The sequence below is a fragment of the Bacillus cereus group sp. MYBK79-1 genome (assembly GCF_051915365.1).
Classification (GTDB): Bacteria; Bacillota; Bacilli; order Bacillales; family Bacillaceae_G; genus Bacillus_A.
In genome coordinates this window covers 560854-576980 of record NZ_JBQAEO010000001.1, presented here as the reverse complement: position 1 = coordinate 576980, position 16127 = coordinate 560854, and the positions used below count along the sequence as shown (strand labels likewise).

The following is a 16127-nucleotide window of genomic DNA, read 5'->3' as shown; positions in this document are numbered from 1 at the left end:
TAACTAGAAAGAGAGAATGAATTGAACAACAACATATGCAGTATAAGGTATGCCTACAATTATTAAAAAAATAAAAAGCCATTTAATAAGAGAGTCTGCCCATTGATCTTCATGCATGAACTCTTCTTTTGTTTGCCCTACTTCTTGCTTTTCCTCATATTGGTATTCCATAATTAAATCCCCCTTTTTGATAGCTTGTACTACCATCGTATGAACCTCGTCCTAAAGATATGACCTATAAAAAAATAAAAACTATTTTTCTAATCTCATATACATATTTTTGAGATTTTTTCATAAAACAGAAATAAAGGAGTGATGCTCATGAAGGAAATTGAAGTCGTAATTGATACGGAAGAGATTGCGGAGTTTTTTTATGAGCAACTAATTGAAAGAGGATACGTCCCAAAACGAGAAGAAATTGAAGATCTCGCAGATATTACATTCGAGTATTTATTAGAGAAATGTATGATTGATGAAGTGTTTGATGAAGAGGATGAGTGAAAGTAACGGCGGGCTTAACTCGTCGTTTTTTACTCTTTACAAACTTGTCACAAATATAGTCGGAAATTATTGGTATAATTAAAAGAAAATTTTACTCAAGAGGTGAAGGGATGTTCAAGAAAATTATTGATTCTTTATTAGGTAGGAAAAAAAATCGTTCGTATTCTAGTAGTGATTATCGTCATAGAGGTCGCTCTTATTCAAGTAGCGATTATAAACGACGTTCATCTGGTTATGGGCATCAGCATTATAAAAGAAAACGTAAAAGCCGTAGCTTCTTTTCAAGTAGCTGATGAAATGGCGTCGTATACTAGCTTTATTTGATAGACCACTGCGAAAAAATACAATCGTTGCAGAACGTTATAAAATTGAATCAGTAATTGGAATGGGCAGTTATGGGGTTACATATGTCGTTAATGATTTACAAATAAATAGAAATAAAGTCTTAAAACAATTAAGACAAAGTAAACAAAGGTATGAGTCTGGTAGAAAATCATTTGAACAAGAGAAAATGATTTTACAAACATTAAATCATCATGCAATTCCTAGTTTATATGATCATTTCGTATGGGAGAAAAAAAGCTTTTTCGTGATGGAATATATGCCTGGTAAAAATTTCGAAGATTATATTTTCTTAGATGGGCATGTATATACAGAACGTGAAGTTTTTAAAATTTTATATGAAATATTAGATATTGTATCTGTGTTTCATAGTGAAGGTATTATTCACCGAGATTTACGCATTCCCAATATATTAATTAAAGAAAACGAAATTAGTATTATTGATTTTGGATTGGCTAAATTGAAAGGTGAAGGTGATGAACGAGCTACAACTTATGAAGGTGAACAAGCTTTGATGCGAGAAGTACACTTTCGTAGTGATTTTTATGCACTCGGTCATTTCTCATTATTTTTATTATATGCAGGCTATGAATCTAATGAAAAACATGAAAAACCATGGTATGACGAATTAACTTTGGAAAATTATAACCGTGAAATGCTTATGCGCATGTTACAAATAAAAACGCCGTACTATGAGAATGTACAAGAATTAAAAAAAGATGTAGCTTTTGCTTTAGAAAGGATGGAGGATCCATGTTTCAAAAATTTTTAGCAAGCGTTGGTATTGGTAATGCAAAAGTAGATACAGTTCTTGAAAAAGATGAGTATATTGTTGGAGAAGAGATACTAGGGAAGGTTCATATAACTGGTGGTTCAGTTAGCCAACAAATTGAAAGCATTTACTTAACGTTATCAACTTCGTATGTACGAGAAGTTGATGATAAAAAAGTAACGGCAACGTATGATTTAGAGCGTGTTCGTTTAACAGAACCTTTTTCTGTTGAGCCGAATGAAAAAAAAGAAATTCCATTTTCATTTACAATGCCAGTTGAAACGCCGCTTACACTTGGAATGAAAACAGTTTGGGTACATACAGGCCTTGATATTAAACGCAGTATAGACCCAAGTGATCGTGATTACATTCAAGTGTTGCCAAATGCACTATTAAATAGTGTATTAGAGAGTGTAAATCATTTAGGTTTTAAAGCGCGTCATATAGAGTGTGAAGAATTACCGTATCGATTACGTAAACAAGTTCCATTTGCACAAGAATTTGAGTTTGTTCCTGTTTCCGGAGAGTATTATGGGAAATTAGATGAACTAGAATTGTTAATCTTACCAAGTGCTTATGATCGCCTAGAGATTGTTATGGAAGTAGACAGAAAATCTCGTGGATTAGCAGGTTTATTTGCAGAAGCGCTTGATCTTGACGAGAAAGTGATTCGCTTTACAGTAACGAATGAAGATATTCCAGTAATGAAGGAAAAAATTAACAATTATATTTTTTAATAAACTATGCATAAAAAAGAAATGGAGAGGAAAACTAAAACAACCGCTCCATTTTTTTGCATAGTGAGGTTATGTATGTGAAACGATATCGACATTTATACTTGTTAAGTTTTACGTTACTCATTTGTTTTGTCGTATTATCACTTTCGTATCATACCGCTTGTATTGAGAAATTTGACAATATAGTCGCGCATTTTATTCAAAGTTTTCGGAACGATTACTTGACAGCCTACTTTACTTGGATGTCTTTTATCGGTTCCAAAAGAATATATTTTCCGTTACTCATTATTCTTGTAATGTATTTTCTCGTTAGAAAAAAATTGCTTAGTGCATTACTTCTAACAATTAATTATTATGGATCTCGTTATTTAAACAGTATGCTTAAACTATGGTACGAACGAGCAAGACCTGATGTAACGCAGCTTGTTACTGCAACTGGATATAGTTTTCCGAGCGGTCATACGATGAATGCTACTGCTTTTTTAGGATTTATTGCATACGTCACAATTACAGAAGAACGTATTACATTGCATAAAAAATTGTTGATTATTTTTATAGCGAGCTTTGTTGTATTATCTATTTCAGTTAGCCGAATATATCTTGGCGTTCACTATCCATCTGACATATTAGCAGGATGGGCAGCTGGCGGTAGCTGGCTCGTTTTATGTGTTATATTTCATAAAGCTTTCATTAAAAAAGAACCTATGTCATAATAGGTTCTTTTTTAATTGGCTCAACATGAATGTGTGCATGGTAAATACCAAACTTTTTCCGAAGCATAGCCTCGATGTTGTCAGTAATACAATGACTTTCACCAACATCCATACGAGCATCTACTTCGATTGTAATATCAACGTACGTTTGATTCCCGTACATACGAGCACGAATATCTACGATATTTTCCACGCCACTAATATGTTCAATAGCATCAGCGTACTCTTCCATCTTATCTGGATCGATTCCATCCGTTAACATATGAGAAGCTTCTACGAAAATCTCCCATGCAGTTTTACAAATAATAAGGCCGACAATTAAAGCAGCAATAGGATCTAAAATAGGCATTTGGAACTGTGAACCGACAATACCTACTACTGTACCAATACTTACGAGAGCATCTGATAAATTATCCTTTGCAGCGGCTTCTAATGATTTACTTTTTGTGCGCGCTGCAATCTTTTTCGTATACAAATACACAAAGTACATAACGACAGCAGAAAATAAGGCTACCCATGCAGCAAGTACATTAGGCGCTGCGTGTTTCGGATTAAAAAAAGATTGAATGGCACTAATAACAACTTCTAATCCGACCGTTGCCATAATAAAAGAAGCAACAAGTGATGCAATTTGTTCTGCGCGCGAATGCCCATAAGGATGATCTGGGTCACGAGGTTTACGAGAGATTTTTAGACCAATTAATATCGCTAAAGAAGCACCGATATCCGTTAAGTTATTTAAACCGTCAGCACGTAATGCGCTAGAGAGGGTAATATAACTGATGATGATTTTCATAGAGGATAAAAATATGTAGGCCATAATGCTGACAATCGCACCTTTATCAGCTTCTTTATGAGAAAGAGTATCCATTTTAATCACTCACCTTTCTACAAGGAATTTCTTTCTATAAATAGAGTATCAAACGAAACTCGTGTGGGTCTATACAAACATTGTTGACGTTTTTTAGGTTTTTAAGAAGAGGATAACAAAGTTTCGTGAAGGAAAAATATGTTGTAAAGTGCAAAGTTAGGGTGTGAAATTAATTGGGGTTGATTTACAATTAAAGAATGGGAGGGTAAGAGGATGAAGAAACTAATACTATTCTTGCTATGTATTTTGCTTATAATGACTGGGTGTAATTCATCAAATATTGAAAATGGGAAAGAACATAATATTTCTAAAGTATCCATATCTACTTTTAATGGCTACGGTGGATTAAATGAAAATTATTTTCTAAACATAGAAGACAAACAAATAATCAATGGAATTAATAATATATTTAATGATATGAAAAAACAAAAGAGAAGAGGTGAAATACCACAATACGATATATTAATTACATATGAAAATAGTGATACGAAAGGTATACATTTATACCTCGGAGATGAAGGAGAAAGGAGTGTAATTATGTACATAGGTCATGAAAACACTGCATATTACACTTCTGAAGAAATGACGAAACAACTACGAAAGATAATTGTAAATAAAGATTAAAACCCTCTGAAAAATATTTTTCAGAGGGTTTTAATCTTAGTATGCTTCTAAAAACTCAGTAACTTGCTCTTCAGTTTTTGCGTTAGCACTATGTAAGTGGCCTAGCTTCTCGCCATTTTGATATACAAGTAAACTTGGAATACCCATTACTTGATATTCTTCAGCGATACTTGGAAACTCATCTTTATTAATAGAATACCATTCAAACTTATTGAACTCTTCCATTACATCTCCGATAAAGTTGTCCATACGTACGCAATCTGGGCACCATGTAGTAAAGAACTTAACAACTACTGGCTCCTCACTTGCGATGATGTCTTTGAATTCCTTGTCAGACTTGATTTCTCTCATGTTTTTGTCTCCTCTCAATGTCACACGGATAAGCTAGTATTTTTATGCAAAATCCGTAATTGCAAACATTTTGCAAACATTAGTGTTTTTGAAATAGATTATTTGCAAAATCTTCAACTGCTTTTTCTTGTAGGCCTGGTACAACATGTGAGTAGGTGTCCAATGTGATACCTACTTTTTTATGTCCTAATCGTTCACTTACGATTTTCGGGTGAATACCCTGTTTCAACATTAATGTTGCATTGGTATACCTTAAATCGTGGAACCGAATATCAGGAACCCCACATTTCTTTATAAGCTTTTTTCAGAGCTGTGTCAAACTTCTGAAATTACTTAGGAGAAATGTGGGATACAGCACATGATTATCCAGACAGTAAACTGCAATTAGCAGCTGACGTTGAAATAATTTTTAATTTGTTTATGGAATTAGGAACAAAACACCTCGGCTTTACTCATGAAGATATAGAACAAGCATACCTGGAAAAGAACGAAGTAAATCATCAACGCCAGGATGATGGATATTGATGATTACCTTTACAGTTTTTGGTGAACCAGTAGCACAAGGGAGACCACGAGCGAGCACTATTAATGGTCGAGTTCGTATGTATGATCCGAAAAAATTACGTGATTTTAAGCAATATGTAAAATTAGTTGCTTCAGAACATGCTCCAGCTAATTTGCTTGAGGGAGCACTCGTGATGAAAGTCAAAGTATATAAGCCATCACTTAAAAGTTTTTCGAAAAAGAAAGCACTACAAGCAGAACAAGGACTGTTACGCCCAACAGCAAAACCAGATGTCGATAATTACATAAAGGGCATAAAAGATGCGATGCAAAAAGAGTTACGTGAAGTATCGAAGCTGTATGAGGACCTCAAGAAAGCAAATGAGCTACTTGCAAAAGAACACATCGCAGAAACAAAATTACGCTTGGAAACGGAAGACGCACTAAAGTTATCACAAGATCAACTACAATCTCGTGAAGAAGATTACAGTACATTACTTAATGAATTTAATGCAATTACAGAAAAGAATCATGAACTAGAGCATGACTTACGAAAAATGCATATCAATGTACGTGCTGCGAAAGAACGTGAGCACCGTTTAGAACTACAAGGTAGATCACAAGCGCTTGGTATGGCGCTTAAGGCAGTTGTATAGGTGGATGGTATGAAACTGACAAAAGAAGAACGAAAAGAGCTCACATACCAGATTGGCGACATTATCGAACAGAAATGCAGACGTTGTTATTACAATCGTACATCAAACGAATGCTTTAGTATCAATGAATGTAAGGCATGCCAGACTGGTCAAGTATTACGCCAGTTGGGTAGATATTTTGATACACAATCTAAAAAGAATGGTGGACCTAGAAGGAAAGCGCCAAGTGGTTTAACACCTGAGGTTGTCAGGAATTTAAATATGCAAGGTATACCGGATAGAGATATTGGTATTATGTATGATCTTAGCCCCTCGTATGTCGGGAAAAAGAAAAACCAATGGAAACGAGCAGGTATTTGGAAAGGTCCAACTGATATGAGGGAAATAAAAAAGGCTAGGGTTTCTCCTAGCGTTCAAGCAACTTGTTATAAGAAAGGGGCTAACGCAGAACGCTTGCCACACCTTTAATATATAACTACTTTGGGACAAATAGTGCGAATGACAGCAATCTTTACAAGTGTTTTACGTAAGAGTTATATATTTAAAGTTTTTGATAGATAATCAAATTTGAATTTTGTTCCTAAATAGGTAGTGTATTCAATAGATTTTGATACCTGGGATAACTAAAGGTCCCCATACAAAATAAATTATAAGGAGACTTATTGTTTATGTTATTAGTTATTGATAGTTAAGGTATTTATTAAAATTATAAGTGAGCTAATAATGAAGGAATCATAGTTTATCGTTCTTTTTATTTAAGGATATTACTCTTTATTTTATATTATTATAATTTTACTTTAAATGTTTATTACTGTAGCGGTAAAATTTCTATCATTAATAGTTGGAGAACTTATGTTAGATCCAGTGATGGCTATTACCATATCGTATACGTAACTCCCAGGAAGAGGATTATCTATCCATATTCCTGAAATATTTTGTCTAAGATTAATTGTAACACCTTCTGGCTTAAAGTTTTGTTGGAAGTCACCTTGGCTAGAAAGTGGAACGGCAGTTCTTCTGAAAACAAGAGCTGCAGATACAATATAACTTATACCTGCAGCTGGAACACCAACAGAGGTACTAAAAGCTCCTTCTAACTTTACTATTTGATTAATTCCTACACTAACGGCTGGTAAAGATAAAGTAACGGGAGCACCTATACCACCAGTACTTTGACTGAAATTAAGTGAGTCAATCCCAGTACCAGTTGGTCCCGTTGGTCCAGTCGGTCCGGTGATGCCGGTAGGTCCTGTGTTTCCAGTAGGCCCAGTGATGCCGGTAGGTCCAGTGTTTCCGGTAGGCCCAGTGATGCCGGTAGGTCCTGTGTTTCCAGTAGGTCCCGTAGGTCCAGGTGGCCCATCAGGTGGTCCGGTAGGCCCAGTGTCGCCAGTCGGTCCAGTGACACCAGTAGGCCCAGTGTTGCCAGTCGGTCCAGTGACACCAGTCGGTCCAGTGTCGCCAGTAGGCCCGGTGTCGCCAGTCGGTCCAGTGTTTCCAGTAGGCCCAGTTGGTATTGTAAATGTTGGAGTAGGTGATAATGTAGGTCCAATCGAACTTGGATCTAATGCAGCTCCATGTAAGTATTCATGAGAGTCGAATTGATTCTCCTTTGACATAATTCACCTCCAGTATACTAACTCTTTACTAATAGATGCCCAGTGGAAGTGGAATATGAAAATTATTGGTTAATAAAGGATGGAGCACTGGTGTTAAAAAGAAAAATTAATAAAAGCGTTATTTTATTGCTAAATGTATTTAAAAGTTTTAAACAGGCTTTCTAAAATATAGAAAGGGAATTTTTGTTTATATAATTTATATTATTAAAAATTCCCCTTCATTTATGAGTATGGGTATAGGAACTGGTAAGAACTTAAGGTAATGGGAGTCTTGCTGCAGAAAAACTATACGATGCTGGTTCTGCGAAACTTGTAGTTTTGCCATCTATTGAAGCGACAAATGCTACACGTACGGTATCACCTGGATTTAAATGGTATATAGTGGATAAGCTAAAACCAGCATAACCAGTAGTTCTAATTACATCTTTACAAACGGAATCACTATTCACAAATATATCAAACATCGCAAAATAAGAAATACTGGAGTTTACAGTGTCAAATGCAAAATTTGCATTAATTTGGTATAAACCTTCCTGTTTGGCTGTAAAAGTATTTATACCATCATATTCATTATTAATATCAAAAAGTACATTTGGATAATTCACCGTATGATAATCAAAAGAAGTAAAAAATTGGGGGTCAACTGCTGAATTTGCCCTAAATGCAGATTCTATAGCTCCCGGCCCAGTAGGCCCAGTGATACCAGTAGGCCCGGTGATACCAGTAGGCCCAGTGATACCAGTAGGCCCGGTGATACCAGTAGGCCCGGTGATACCAGTAGGCCCGGTGATACCAGTAGGCCCAGTGATACCAGTAGGCCCGGTGATACCAGTAGGCCCGGTGATACCAGTAGGCCCAGTGATACCAGTAGACCCGGTAGCTCCGGTAGGCCCAGTAGTATAGTGAGATCGTTCTTTGCATGAGCGCCGTTTTTTATGTGAATCCAAAATATCACCTCATTTATATAAAATTTTAATAGCATAAATTATTTTATGAATTTTAAATTTTATCAGCTTGTATGCTTGTCCATTTGTACTGAGTTTTACAACAAAAATTTCATTTTGTCATAAATAAAAGAGCAGTTAGCCCAGTCTAACTGCTCCATAAGATATTAAAGAGAATTGGTTTGAAGATCATGTAGCCGAAATTCAAGGTGAAGAAGGGTTGCAGGTTATTTATTGGGGCAAGCCTTGAACAGGAATCTATCGCACTAAATTTGTCCTTTCTGGATACAACGTGTTTGTTTCTGGTGAAGCGGTGTATAACCTTACATGTCCAGCAACATTAGAAAATATTAAAGGATTCAATTTAGGATATTTCACTGGAAAGTGAACGGCATTTTGTGAGGGGCGTTGGAATTTCGATGAAGAAAAGGCTAAAAAGGAACTTGATGAATATTGGAAAGAATATGATATAAACGAAAGGGAGGACGGACAAGAAATATACGATGGAATTATTTCAGCCATTGGTGAGAGTACATCTATGGAAAGTTACCATTTTTGGTTAAATGATGTTTATCATAATAGCTCATTAGATTCGGAAACACTAGAAGATTTATTGGATTTTGGTAAAAGATTGCCGCGTCGTTTAATTGGCTACTGGTTGGGATTACAAATGGCCATTGAACAATTAGAAAAAAACAAACCTGCAGCAGAAGCAGTGACTTTATAGCAAAATCCTTATTTAAATAAAAGAAACCCCGATTGTCTGCGGGGCTCCTAAGGGTAATCGTCAAGTAATGACGTACTCGACTAATTAACGATATCATGAATTTTTTGGTAAAAGTACTGGTAAATGCGTCCAAATAAATAAGGTCATCATTTTGAACAAAAATGCTATTTTATAAAAAAGAGAAGCACTTGACCAGGGTGCTCCTCTTAATGCCAATACACAATACCTATTCAATTATAATGCATATGCGTTAGATATGTAACAATTACCAATGTGGTAAAAAATTCATTTTTTGTTAGTTTAAAACAAATAAGCACTTAATAAAGTGCTCTTGTGACGGGATTCATTTTGTAATGACTATTTCAATTTATAAAGAAAGGAACACAGAATATTATATGTATCTACTGCGAGTTTGGTACGTTTTCACAAAGTAAAAGAACAGCTAGCAAAAGCTAACTGCTCAAATCATTAGACGCTAGTAATATTAAAAGAAGTACTTAAAATTGGTTATGAATCTGAAAATAGCTTTTGAATATTGTTTGTTGCCACTAGGCTAGTTCATTTACCTATCTATTGAGTATAAATGTGTTATTAAGGATTAATTCCAAAACTATCACTCCGGTGGTGGCTTTTTTTATTTTTTTAGATGAGACCAGACAGTTTGAGTGTTGGATTTTTATCGTGGTATTCTAAATGTAACCTGGGGATATAAAAAAATATTAAGGAGAGATGGAGAAATGTCATACTACGATAATGAGGTTAGAAAAGAATTAGAAGTTGAAAAAGTTTATACGGAAAGAGAATTAGCTATTTTTATGGATAATGCTCGAGATAATATAATGGTTCTTTGTGATCAAAATCGTTCATTCGATATGAACAGTGAAGATAAATATAAAATTTTTAATAGATTAGATACATATTCGCATACACATTATGATTATAGCCATCAGGTTAACCGGAAAGTGGTATACATCGTAAAGAGAGTTTACTAAAAAAAGCATCCAAAACGGGTGCTTTTTTCTTTGTTATATCGAAATTACACATTAAACATGAAGATGGACAAAATGGACATTTGGATAGGAGGGTGAATGGTGGAGTATAGAAAGAAGCCAGTAGTAATAGAAGCATTTAAGTTTTATGTAGACTCTATACCAGATTGGTTTATGGATAAAGTATCATCTAATGCTATTGTTCTTCATAATTGCAATTACAAAAGATACGGAATTGACGAAGCTTATTGTGAAATCCAAACTTTAGAAGGTGTAATGATTGGTAAAGGTGGAGATTACATCATTAAAGGTGTTAATGGTGAGATTTATCCATGTAAAGCAGATATATTCAAAAAGACTTATGAAGCTGCAGATGATGTTGTGAGTATGGTAAGTAAGGAAATGGCTCAGTTAGCAAGAGTTAGATCATATCAAAATGATTAAACCAATAGCAATTATCGTAGGCGATACCGTGATCTTGGTGACGTCTTGTTTGTTGTTAAGGAAAGATAAGGGGAAAATAAAAAAGAGAGCTAATGCTCTCTTTTTTAGCGGTACGGTAATTAATCGCAGATTGGTATCCCGAGCACTCTTAAAGCTAATGCTACTTGAAGAGAAATCTCTAATCTAGCAATTTCAATACCAGCTACTGAAAGAACTAAAAAAGGTTGTCCATTTACAAACAAAACGCAACTATCCATGGTTACGCCTCCTTTCTAGCAATCTACTATAGTATATGGATTAAATTTTAATATGTAATAGTCGGATTAATTGATTTAAAAGAATTAATAGATTAGCCCATTTAAACAAAACAAACGAAAACAACTATTGAAAATAGAGGAGTGGGATAGACTTGCAAATTGAAATATTATTAGTCTAAAACATAAAACATAAAACATAAAACATAGAACATAAAACATAGACTACTAAACAAGCTATTTTCACCTTTTAATCATAGAATATGATGAATTCTATTTTTAGAGGAGGGAATCATATCTATGGGATGGAATAATAATTTTGGGCATTCTCGAGATTGTAATAGTTTTTGGGATGATTTGGTATTTTGTGGATGCGGTCGTAGACACAGAAGAAACGATTTTAACGAATGTCATTGTAGACGTAATCATGACTGCGATTGTGACAAGTGTCGTCGTAGACGTAATCATGACCGTGATCGTGACGAGTGTCGTTGTAGACGTAATCATGATCATGGTGAACATCGAGATTGGTAAAGTCTTTTGAAAGAGTGCTTATCTTAATAGCACTCTTTTTTTATTAGTACTTATTAACTAGAAGGATGCAGTTTCGATTTTATTTGTCATTTAACAAAACAAACGAAAACAATGTCCCGATTAGGTCTACCTTATATGGATATAATAGAGTAATCGGAATTTAATTAAATCAATGAAAGATACTTAGATTGATACGACTAGTGATAACCCATACAGTACTTTTCTGCTCAATGTCATTGCAGGTGCTAACCAGTTAGTTGGAAAGGGATCATAAGAACATCTTACGAATTACTTAGCGGTTAAGAAGTCAGGGGGCTAATGCAGATGTGGTAGAAAAAGATCATTATATTATTCTTTCAGAGGGGGATAATTAGGATGTTGAAATGGATAAAGAAACTGTATTCAAAAAAAGCCCACCCTACATTGTTTGTGAGAAACAAGAAGGTGAGCTTCACTTAAAAGAAACGAATTAGATTTGTGGAAATTGTGCCTTAATTACGCATGAACAAGGTATTGAAATAGATAACTATACTCTTTTACACCCTATTCCATAAATAAGAAAGTTGGTGGGCTTCTGATTCAAGAGCTATTAAATGATCATTATTAATAGAGTTATTCGTATACATTCTGTTCTTTTGGATGTTAAGGACTGTATAATTCACATCTTTATATTCATTTGAAAATGTTGATTCATTTAATAATGTCAGTGTTGAGTTGATGTTATATTTATCAATTCGCTCTTTTTTTCCTTTGAAAAACAGTTTAATAAGATGCGGCTCATCATTAATGAGCAAACCGAGTTCAGGTGACGAGCGGACGATTAAATTATTTGATAACCAATGTGATTTACCTGGATCAAACCAAGAGACGTCTTTGTTTTTAATAAATTTTTTGTACTGCCTTATAACATCAATGTAGTTTTGCTTTTTCTTCTGGTCAACAGTTTGTACTAATGTATCAAAACAGTCAAAAGGTAGTTCGTTTTTATGAAATTTAATAACAGTTTCTCGTAATTGTTTCCAGTAATCAAAAACCGGGTGATATTCAGGTTGAGATTTTATATTCTTTACAAAATTTGTTTTAGCTGCACTACTTTTCAATGTGAAGTCTAAAAATTGTGTAAGCCCCACTTTAATTTCCGCCATGTTACACCCCCTTTCCAAACATTACTAATTCGATATTGGAAAGGGAAATCCTGCATTTTTAAGGCGGTGAGTGAAGCGCGCTATCGTTAAAATGACGAATAACGTGCTTTTTTATTTTATTTATCCCGCATTAACGGGCAGTAAGACCCCCACCTCAAAATTCAGCGGAAGCAAAGAAGTTAGGTGGGGGATCAACTGCCCGTAAAAGCCCGATTGGTTCAACTAATAATCAGTGGGGATGAACAAAACCCCCACTGATTAAAGTTTCACTTTATAAAGCGCATGCATATTCATTGATTTACAGATGTGTGTTACGTGAGCATAGTGTTTTTGATAAATAATAAAATGGTTATAAGGCAGAAATAAAAACATGCAATTATACGAAAAAAGGTCCTGTTGTTTCCAACAGGACCTTTCCTAAAATGGCAAAGAGTAACTCTTACCTTACTCTTCTCGTATATAATACATGAAAAAGATAGATGTGTATACAACAAGAAATTCCAATACAATTATTCGAATATAGTGTTTAAAAATAAAGGGGTGGAATTTTAAATAAGGAATTAAATGGCAAACGCTGATTTATCAGGTGATTGAAATAGATCTCTATCAAATTGTAGTTAATAAAGTGATATTGAGATAATAAGATATGTAATTTTGCATACCGGTTGTAAAAAGTGAACAAGGGTATAAATTATCTAAATAATACGGAAGTTGTGGGAGAGTAATACTAAAATTTCATTTAGCTATTTACTGTATGAAATAAATTCATTTGAATAGAAACGAAAAATAGAGGTTTGCCTTAGTCATTTATGAAAGTCAAGAATATTTATAACAATAGGAGTAAATACACAGGTCCGATTTTTGTAATGATGGAGGAATTGATGTGGATATAACTCAAAGTATGGCACGAATAGTGGTTAATGGGAAAGATCTTCCGTTTAGTTCAGTTAGAACTTCTGTATGGAATCAAGGACCTGTAAATGATTTAATTGTTTCGACAAACCTGAGAGTCGAGGAGCTTTATCAGTTTATGTGGTCGCAAGTGCCAGTAATGCTTGCGATGTATTTTCTTCAAGGGGCGGATTTAATGCGGTTTGCAAGAATAACTGGGATTAATCAAAGTATAGCGGGGGAATATATATATCATTTCTCTTGGAGCTAAAATGAATGTAAAGTAGCATAACAGCTGCTTTTTTATTTTGCAAAGGAATTTAGAAGGTGATGAATAGGAGGTTAATAATGGAGGTGACATTAGAAGAATTAGAAAAGTGTTATAATAAAGCCTTTATTGAAGGAGCAGAGTACTTAGCTGTTCAGATTGAAATGGATGGATTTCATAGCGATGAAGTAATTATTAACGACAAATACAGTATAGATTCTAAATTAAAGTATTATAAGAAAACATACAATGAAAATTTAGAACATAGATGGATTCCAGGGATTCGTATTGTAGGTTTTGCATATGGCTATTCGTTCTCAGAAATTCTATATGAATTAGGGTTGCTAGTGAAGTAATGATTAAATAAATAGCAATTATTTTACGCGATGCCGTGATTTTAGTGGCGTCTTTTTTGTTGTGAAGGAAAGATATAAATAAAAAAGAGAGCCTAAGCTCTCTTTTGAATAGATACTTAACGTTTATGCACAGATTGGAATTCCCAATGCTATTAGGGTCAATGCTACTTGAAGAGAAAGTTCTAATCTAGCAATTTCGATTCCAGCGACTGAGACCACTAAAAGAGGTTGTCCATTAACGAACAAAACACAACTTTCCATACTTACGCCTCCTTTCGAGTAATCTAATTTAGTATACGAATAAAACTTTAATACGTAGTAGTCGGATTTTTGAATTTAATAGAATTGATAATTTAACCTATGGTATAAAAAATTTAAGTAGAGTAACAGCTGATTTATTAACACCATTTATGAATGGCAAGAATATATTAGGAGTATATAAAAACGTAGGAGTGGTAAATATGTTCTTTGCAAAGTTACGCGGTAGGAATGAAGTTCCACCAGTAGAAACAGATGCTCGAGGAGAGGCTTTCTTTAAATTAAGCCTGGACAAGCTTAGCCTAAAATTCAAATTAGATTTATTCGATATAGAGGATGTAGTAGTTGCTCATCTGCATCTTGGATCAACAGGAACGAACGGTCCTGTTGTAGCTTTTTTATTTGGACCTATAACAAATCCAGTTTCAATAGATTGTGCAACCCTCACAGGAATGATTACTCAAGATGATTTGATTGGGCCGTTAGCGGGTCAAACATTAGGTAACCTTGTAAATGAAATCATCTCTGGAAACATATATATTAATGTTCATACAGTACAACATCCTAATGGTGAAATTCGAGGACAATTGAATTATTGTTAATGAATTAAAGTAGTGAAAAATAAAACATCCGTTTAGGGTGTTTTTATTTTGTGGCGGGTGTATAGATAAGTAATCTACTTTTAGTAATCTTGAACATTCATTTCCATAATTTCGAAAGTAGTCGAATTTAAAAAGTAATTATCAGAAACTTGTTAATGAAATGCCCCTCCAAAATTTAAATTAGTATTAGTAGAGGAACCTTGTAAATGAAATATGAAAGTGTAACAGATAATAAAAATCTTTAAACCTAATCAAATCTAATAGATTAACTCTCGGCACCCACTGAAATAAAGAATCATAACATAAATTGTAATTACTTTTACGGAAGTGAGCTGAAAATAATGTTTTATTCATATTTTGCTTCTTCAGCAGGTATACGACCAGCGTATGGTACATCAATAACGTTTAGCGGAGCACAAAGTACAGTTCAAGCTGTTCAACAAGCGTTACAAATGCAACAACAAATGCAGCAACAAGGTATCCAGCCGTATTATTCATCTATGGAGTATTTTTACCCAGTGCATCAAATCACACCGTATGGAAGTTCTTTTCTTACTATCCCATATGGAACTGTATTTAATCTATAAATTGAAAGTTTAATTAGTAGGGGGCAGGTATCCCAAATTGATTATTAGTCCTCATCAATTGGACATATATGGGTAACCCGGCTCCTACCTAACTTTCTCGCATGTGCCGAATTATTTTGGATGGGTCTTATTACTCGTAAATGGCGAGGTGTATATGCAGGCGTCAAATAGTCCCCACCTACTAATTGGAAATAACCGATGTGATAATCTCCGTACATACTATAAGTGGAGTTTTTTGATGAGAAGATACCGATTAAAAAAGAATGTGAATTATTTTATCATGACAAATGATGGTTAATGGCTCTTTATGAAAGGATATATGAACATATACTTATGCGAATCAGGTCGAGACGCAACAACGAAGTATATCATGCAGTACGATTATCCTATGATTATTAAACTACAAGAACAGGCGAACATCAGAACTGTTTTTTTACTGAT

At 34.4% G+C, this 16127-nt stretch carries 22 protein-coding genes and 5 pseudogenes; 18 read left to right on the top strand and 9 right to left on the bottom strand.

The genetic code is table 11. The features are described 5' to 3' along the window. Positions 1 to 3 precede the first annotated feature (3 nt). Complete coding sequence (locus ACTFOB_RS03010; RefSeq protein ID WP_087956367.1) at positions 4 to 171, bottom strand: DUF3930 family protein; 168 nt, start codon at positions 169 to 171, stop codon at positions 4 to 6. A 150-nt stretch (positions 172 to 321) separates the two neighbouring features. Here ACTFOB_RS03010 and ACTFOB_RS03005 point away from each other — a divergent pair, with 150 nt between their 5' ends. The 5 genes from ACTFOB_RS03005 to ACTFOB_RS02985 all read left to right on the top strand — a co-directional run bounded on the left by ACTFOB_RS03005 (position 322) and on the right by ACTFOB_RS02985 (position 3065). Further along, on the top strand, positions 322 to 501 hold the full coding sequence (locus ACTFOB_RS03005) for a YozD family protein (RefSeq protein ID WP_000658451.1): 180 nt from the start codon (positions 322 to 324) through the stop codon (positions 499 to 501). Between the two features lie 110 nt (positions 502 to 611). Further along, positions 612 to 794 carry a hypothetical protein gene (locus ACTFOB_RS03000; protein WP_000473373.1) on the top strand — a complete coding sequence of 61 codons (183 nt, stop codon included), beginning with the start codon at positions 612 to 614 and terminating at the stop codon, positions 792 to 794. Beyond that, entirely contained in the window at positions 794 to 1615 is an 822-nt protein-coding gene (locus ACTFOB_RS02995) for a serine/threonine protein kinase (RefSeq protein ID WP_151630529.1), read from the top strand. Before ACTFOB_RS03000 ends, ACTFOB_RS02995 begins: the two co-directional genes overlap by 1 nt. Then, complete coding sequence (locus ACTFOB_RS02990) at positions 1597 to 2352, top strand: sporulation protein (RefSeq protein WP_440024419.1); 756 nt, start codon at positions 1597 to 1599, stop codon at positions 2350 to 2352. Before ACTFOB_RS02995 ends, ACTFOB_RS02990 begins: the two co-directional genes overlap by 19 nt. Positions 2353 to 2429: 77 nt before the next feature. After that, on the top strand, positions 2430 to 3065 hold the full coding sequence (locus ACTFOB_RS02985; RefSeq protein ID WP_064477325.1) for a phosphatase PAP2 family protein: 636 nt from the start codon (positions 2430 to 2432) through the stop codon (positions 3063 to 3065). Here the strand turns inward: ACTFOB_RS02985 and ACTFOB_RS02980 are convergent. Further along, on the bottom strand, positions 3055 to 3936 hold the full coding sequence (locus ACTFOB_RS02980; protein ID WP_440024417.1) for a cation diffusion facilitator family transporter: 882 nt from the start codon (positions 3934 to 3936) through the stop codon (positions 3055 to 3057). The two genes, ACTFOB_RS02985 and ACTFOB_RS02980, sit on opposite strands and share 11 nt — an antisense overlap. Positions 3937 to 4149: 213 nt before the next feature. On the opposite strand from ACTFOB_RS02980, the gene ACTFOB_RS02975 reads away from it, so the two are divergent. Beyond that, entirely contained in the window at positions 4150 to 4560 is a 411-nt protein-coding gene (locus ACTFOB_RS02975) for a hypothetical protein (protein ID WP_440024416.1), read from the top strand. Between the two features lie 36 nt (positions 4561 to 4596). On the opposite strand, the gene ACTFOB_RS02970 is transcribed toward ACTFOB_RS02975, so the two are convergent. Together ACTFOB_RS02970 and ACTFOB_RS02965 are read right to left on the bottom strand one after the other, a co-directional pair. Beyond that, a complete protein-coding gene (locus ACTFOB_RS02970) occupies positions 4597 to 4911 on the bottom strand; it encodes a thioredoxin family protein (protein WP_001206934.1) in 315 nt (104 codons plus the stop codon). Positions 4912 to 4990: 79 nt separating this feature from the next. Further along, positions 4991 to 5242: pseudogene (locus tag ACTFOB_RS02965) on the bottom strand (tyrosine-type recombinase/integrase); the annotation flags it as partial. Positions 5243 to 5328: 86 nt separating this feature from the next. Here ACTFOB_RS02965 and ACTFOB_RS02960 point away from each other — a divergent pair. From ACTFOB_RS02960 to ACTFOB_RS02950, 3 genes and pseudogenes are all read left to right on the top strand, one after another. Next, positions 5329 to 5436: pseudogene (locus ACTFOB_RS02960) on the top strand (dUTP diphosphatase); the annotation flags it as partial. Next, a pseudogene (locus tag ACTFOB_RS02955) lies at positions 5436 to 5750 on the top strand (RusA family crossover junction endodeoxyribonuclease); the annotation flags it as partial. The pseudogenes ACTFOB_RS02960 and ACTFOB_RS02955, both read left to right, overlap by 1 nt. 330 nt (positions 5751 to 6080) lie before the next feature. Then, positions 6081 to 6539, top strand: a complete 459-nt coding sequence (locus ACTFOB_RS02950; protein ID WP_440024415.1) for a hypothetical protein — start codon at positions 6081 to 6083, stop codon at positions 6537 to 6539. Positions 6540 to 6868: 329 nt separating this feature from the next. Here ACTFOB_RS02950 and ACTFOB_RS02945 read toward each other — a convergent pair whose 3' ends face one another. Together ACTFOB_RS02945 and ACTFOB_RS02940 are read right to left on the bottom strand one after the other, a co-directional pair. After that, positions 6869 to 7687, bottom strand: a complete 819-nt coding sequence (locus ACTFOB_RS02945) for an exosporium leader peptide-containing protein (RefSeq protein WP_440024414.1) — start codon at positions 7685 to 7687, stop codon at positions 6869 to 6871. 254 nt (positions 7688 to 7941) lie between these two features. Continuing rightward, positions 7942 to 8634, bottom strand: a complete 693-nt coding sequence (locus ACTFOB_RS02940) for a hypothetical protein (RefSeq protein WP_440024412.1) — start codon at positions 8632 to 8634, stop codon at positions 7942 to 7944. Between the two features lie 163 nt (positions 8635 to 8797). On the opposite strand from ACTFOB_RS02940, the pseudogene ACTFOB_RS02935 reads away from it, so the two are divergent. From ACTFOB_RS02935 to ACTFOB_RS02925, 3 genes and pseudogenes are all read left to right on the top strand, one after another. Further along, positions 8798 to 9358: pseudogene (locus tag ACTFOB_RS02935) on the top strand (hypothetical protein). A gap of 737 nt (positions 9359 to 10095) precedes the next feature. After that, positions 10096 to 10350, top strand: coding sequence for a hypothetical protein (locus ACTFOB_RS02930; RefSeq protein WP_440024411.1), 255 nt, complete (start codon positions 10096 to 10098; stop codon positions 10348 to 10350). 99 nt (positions 10351 to 10449) lie between these two features. Next, positions 10450 to 10791, top strand: coding sequence for a hypothetical protein (locus ACTFOB_RS02925; protein ID WP_440024410.1), 342 nt, complete (start codon positions 10450 to 10452; stop codon positions 10789 to 10791). A 119-nt stretch (positions 10792 to 10910) separates the two neighbouring features. Here ACTFOB_RS02925 and ACTFOB_RS02920 read toward each other — a convergent pair whose 3' ends face one another. Further along, a complete protein-coding gene (locus tag ACTFOB_RS02920; RefSeq protein ID WP_080377444.1) occupies positions 10911 to 11048 on the bottom strand; it encodes a DUF3956 domain-containing protein in 138 nt (45 codons plus the stop codon). Positions 11049 to 11345: 297 nt separating this feature from the next. Between ACTFOB_RS02920 and ACTFOB_RS02915 the strand changes: the two genes are divergently transcribed. Next, positions 11346 to 11579, top strand: coding sequence for a hypothetical protein (locus ACTFOB_RS02915; RefSeq protein WP_440024409.1), 234 nt, complete (start codon positions 11346 to 11348; stop codon positions 11577 to 11579). Positions 11580 to 11742: 163 nt separating this feature from the next. Continuing rightward, positions 11743 to 11835, top strand: a pseudogene (locus tag ACTFOB_RS02910) (recombinase family protein); the annotation flags it as partial. Positions 11836 to 12115: 280 nt separating this feature from the next. Here ACTFOB_RS02910 and ACTFOB_RS02905 read toward each other — a convergent pair. Then, positions 12116 to 12724, bottom strand: coding sequence for a hypothetical protein (locus tag ACTFOB_RS02905; protein ID WP_440024408.1), 609 nt, complete (start codon positions 12722 to 12724; stop codon positions 12116 to 12118). 901 nt (positions 12725 to 13625) lie between these two features. Here ACTFOB_RS02905 and ACTFOB_RS02900 point away from each other — a divergent pair. Beyond that, on the top strand, positions 13626 to 13886 hold the full coding sequence (locus ACTFOB_RS02900; protein WP_440024407.1) for a hypothetical protein: 261 nt from the start codon (positions 13626 to 13628) through the stop codon (positions 13884 to 13886). A gap of 77 nt (positions 13887 to 13963) precedes the next feature. Beyond that, positions 13964 to 14239: a hypothetical protein gene (locus ACTFOB_RS02895; RefSeq protein WP_440024406.1), complete on the top strand. Its 276-nt coding sequence runs from the start codon at positions 13964 to 13966 to the stop codon at positions 14237 to 14239. Positions 14240 to 14362: 123 nt separating this feature from the next. On the opposite strand, the gene ACTFOB_RS02890 is transcribed toward ACTFOB_RS02895, so the two are convergent. Beyond that, positions 14363 to 14500 carry a DUF3956 family protein gene (locus ACTFOB_RS02890; protein ID WP_000443219.1) on the bottom strand — a complete coding sequence of 46 codons (138 nt, stop codon included), beginning with the start codon at positions 14498 to 14500 and terminating at the stop codon, positions 14363 to 14365. Positions 14501 to 14700: 200 nt separating this feature from the next. On the opposite strand from ACTFOB_RS02890, the gene ACTFOB_RS02885 reads away from it, so the two are divergent. Beyond that, a complete protein-coding gene (locus ACTFOB_RS02885) occupies positions 14701 to 15099 on the top strand; it encodes a CHRD domain-containing protein (protein WP_440024404.1) in 399 nt (132 codons plus the stop codon). Between the two features lie 341 nt (positions 15100 to 15440). Further along, positions 15441 to 15686 carry a DUF3947 family protein gene (locus ACTFOB_RS02880; protein ID WP_440024403.1) on the top strand — a complete coding sequence of 82 codons (246 nt, stop codon included), beginning with the start codon at positions 15441 to 15443 and terminating at the stop codon, positions 15684 to 15686. Positions 15687 to 16127 lie beyond the last annotated feature (441 nt).

What these genes read in the sequence shown, in the direction of transcription:
- ACTFOB_RS03010 (WP_087956367.1), bottom strand. Translation starts at nt 171, where the DNA reads ATGGAATACCAATATGAGGAAAAGCAAGAAGTAGGGCAAACAAAAGAA.
- ACTFOB_RS03005 (WP_000658451.1), top strand. Translation starts at nt 322, where the DNA reads ATGAAGGAAATTGAAGTCGTAATTGATACGGAAGAGATTGCGGAGTTT.
- ACTFOB_RS03000 (WP_000473373.1), top strand. Translation starts at nt 612, where the DNA reads ATGTTCAAGAAAATTATTGATTCTTTATTAGGTAGGAAAAAAAATCGT.
- ACTFOB_RS02995 (WP_151630529.1), top strand. Translation starts at nt 794, where the DNA reads ATGAAATGGCGTCGTATACTAGCTTTATTTGATAGACCACTGCGAAAA.
- ACTFOB_RS02990 (WP_440024419.1), top strand. Translation starts at nt 1,597, where the DNA reads ATGTTTCAAAAATTTTTAGCAAGCGTTGGTATTGGTAATGCAAAAGTA.
- ACTFOB_RS02980 (WP_440024417.1), bottom strand. Translation starts at nt 3,936, where the DNA reads ATGGATACTCTTTCTCATAAAGAAGCTGATAAAGGTGCGATTGTCAGC.
- ACTFOB_RS02975 (WP_440024416.1), top strand. Translation starts at nt 4,150, where the DNA reads ATGAAGAAACTAATACTATTCTTGCTATGTATTTTGCTTATAATGACT.
- ACTFOB_RS02970 (WP_001206934.1), bottom strand. Translation starts at nt 4,911, where the DNA reads ATGAGAGAAATCAAGTCTGACAAGGAATTCAAAGACATCATCGCAAGT.
- ACTFOB_RS02950 (WP_440024415.1), top strand. Translation starts at nt 6,081, where the DNA reads ATGAAACTGACAAAAGAAGAACGAAAAGAGCTCACATACCAGATTGGC.
- ACTFOB_RS02945 (WP_440024414.1), bottom strand. Translation starts at nt 7,687, where the DNA reads ATGTCAAAGGAGAATCAATTCGACTCTCATGAATACTTACATGGAGCT.
- ACTFOB_RS02930 (WP_440024411.1), top strand. Translation starts at nt 10,096, where the DNA reads ATGTCATACTACGATAATGAGGTTAGAAAAGAATTAGAAGTTGAAAAA.
- ACTFOB_RS02920 (WP_080377444.1), bottom strand. Translation starts at nt 11,048, where the DNA reads ATGGATAGTTGCGTTTTGTTTGTAAATGGACAACCTTTTTTAGTTCTT.
- ACTFOB_RS02915 (WP_440024409.1), top strand. Translation starts at nt 11,346, where the DNA reads ATGGGATGGAATAATAATTTTGGGCATTCTCGAGATTGTAATAGTTTT.
- ACTFOB_RS02905 (WP_440024408.1), bottom strand. Translation starts at nt 12,724, where the DNA reads ATGGCGGAAATTAAAGTGGGGCTTACACAATTTTTAGACTTCACATTG.
- ACTFOB_RS02900 (WP_440024407.1), top strand. Translation starts at nt 13,626, where the DNA reads ATGGCACGAATAGTGGTTAATGGGAAAGATCTTCCGTTTAGTTCAGTT.
- ACTFOB_RS02895 (WP_440024406.1), top strand. Translation starts at nt 13,964, where the DNA reads ATGGAGGTGACATTAGAAGAATTAGAAAAGTGTTATAATAAAGCCTTT.
- ACTFOB_RS02890 (WP_000443219.1), bottom strand. Translation starts at nt 14,500, where the DNA reads ATGGAAAGTTGTGTTTTGTTCGTTAATGGACAACCTCTTTTAGTGGTC.
- ACTFOB_RS02885 (WP_440024404.1), top strand. Translation starts at nt 14,701, where the DNA reads ATGTTCTTTGCAAAGTTACGCGGTAGGAATGAAGTTCCACCAGTAGAA.
- ACTFOB_RS02880 (WP_440024403.1), top strand. Translation starts at nt 15,441, where the DNA reads ATGTTTTATTCATATTTTGCTTCTTCAGCAGGTATACGACCAGCGTAT.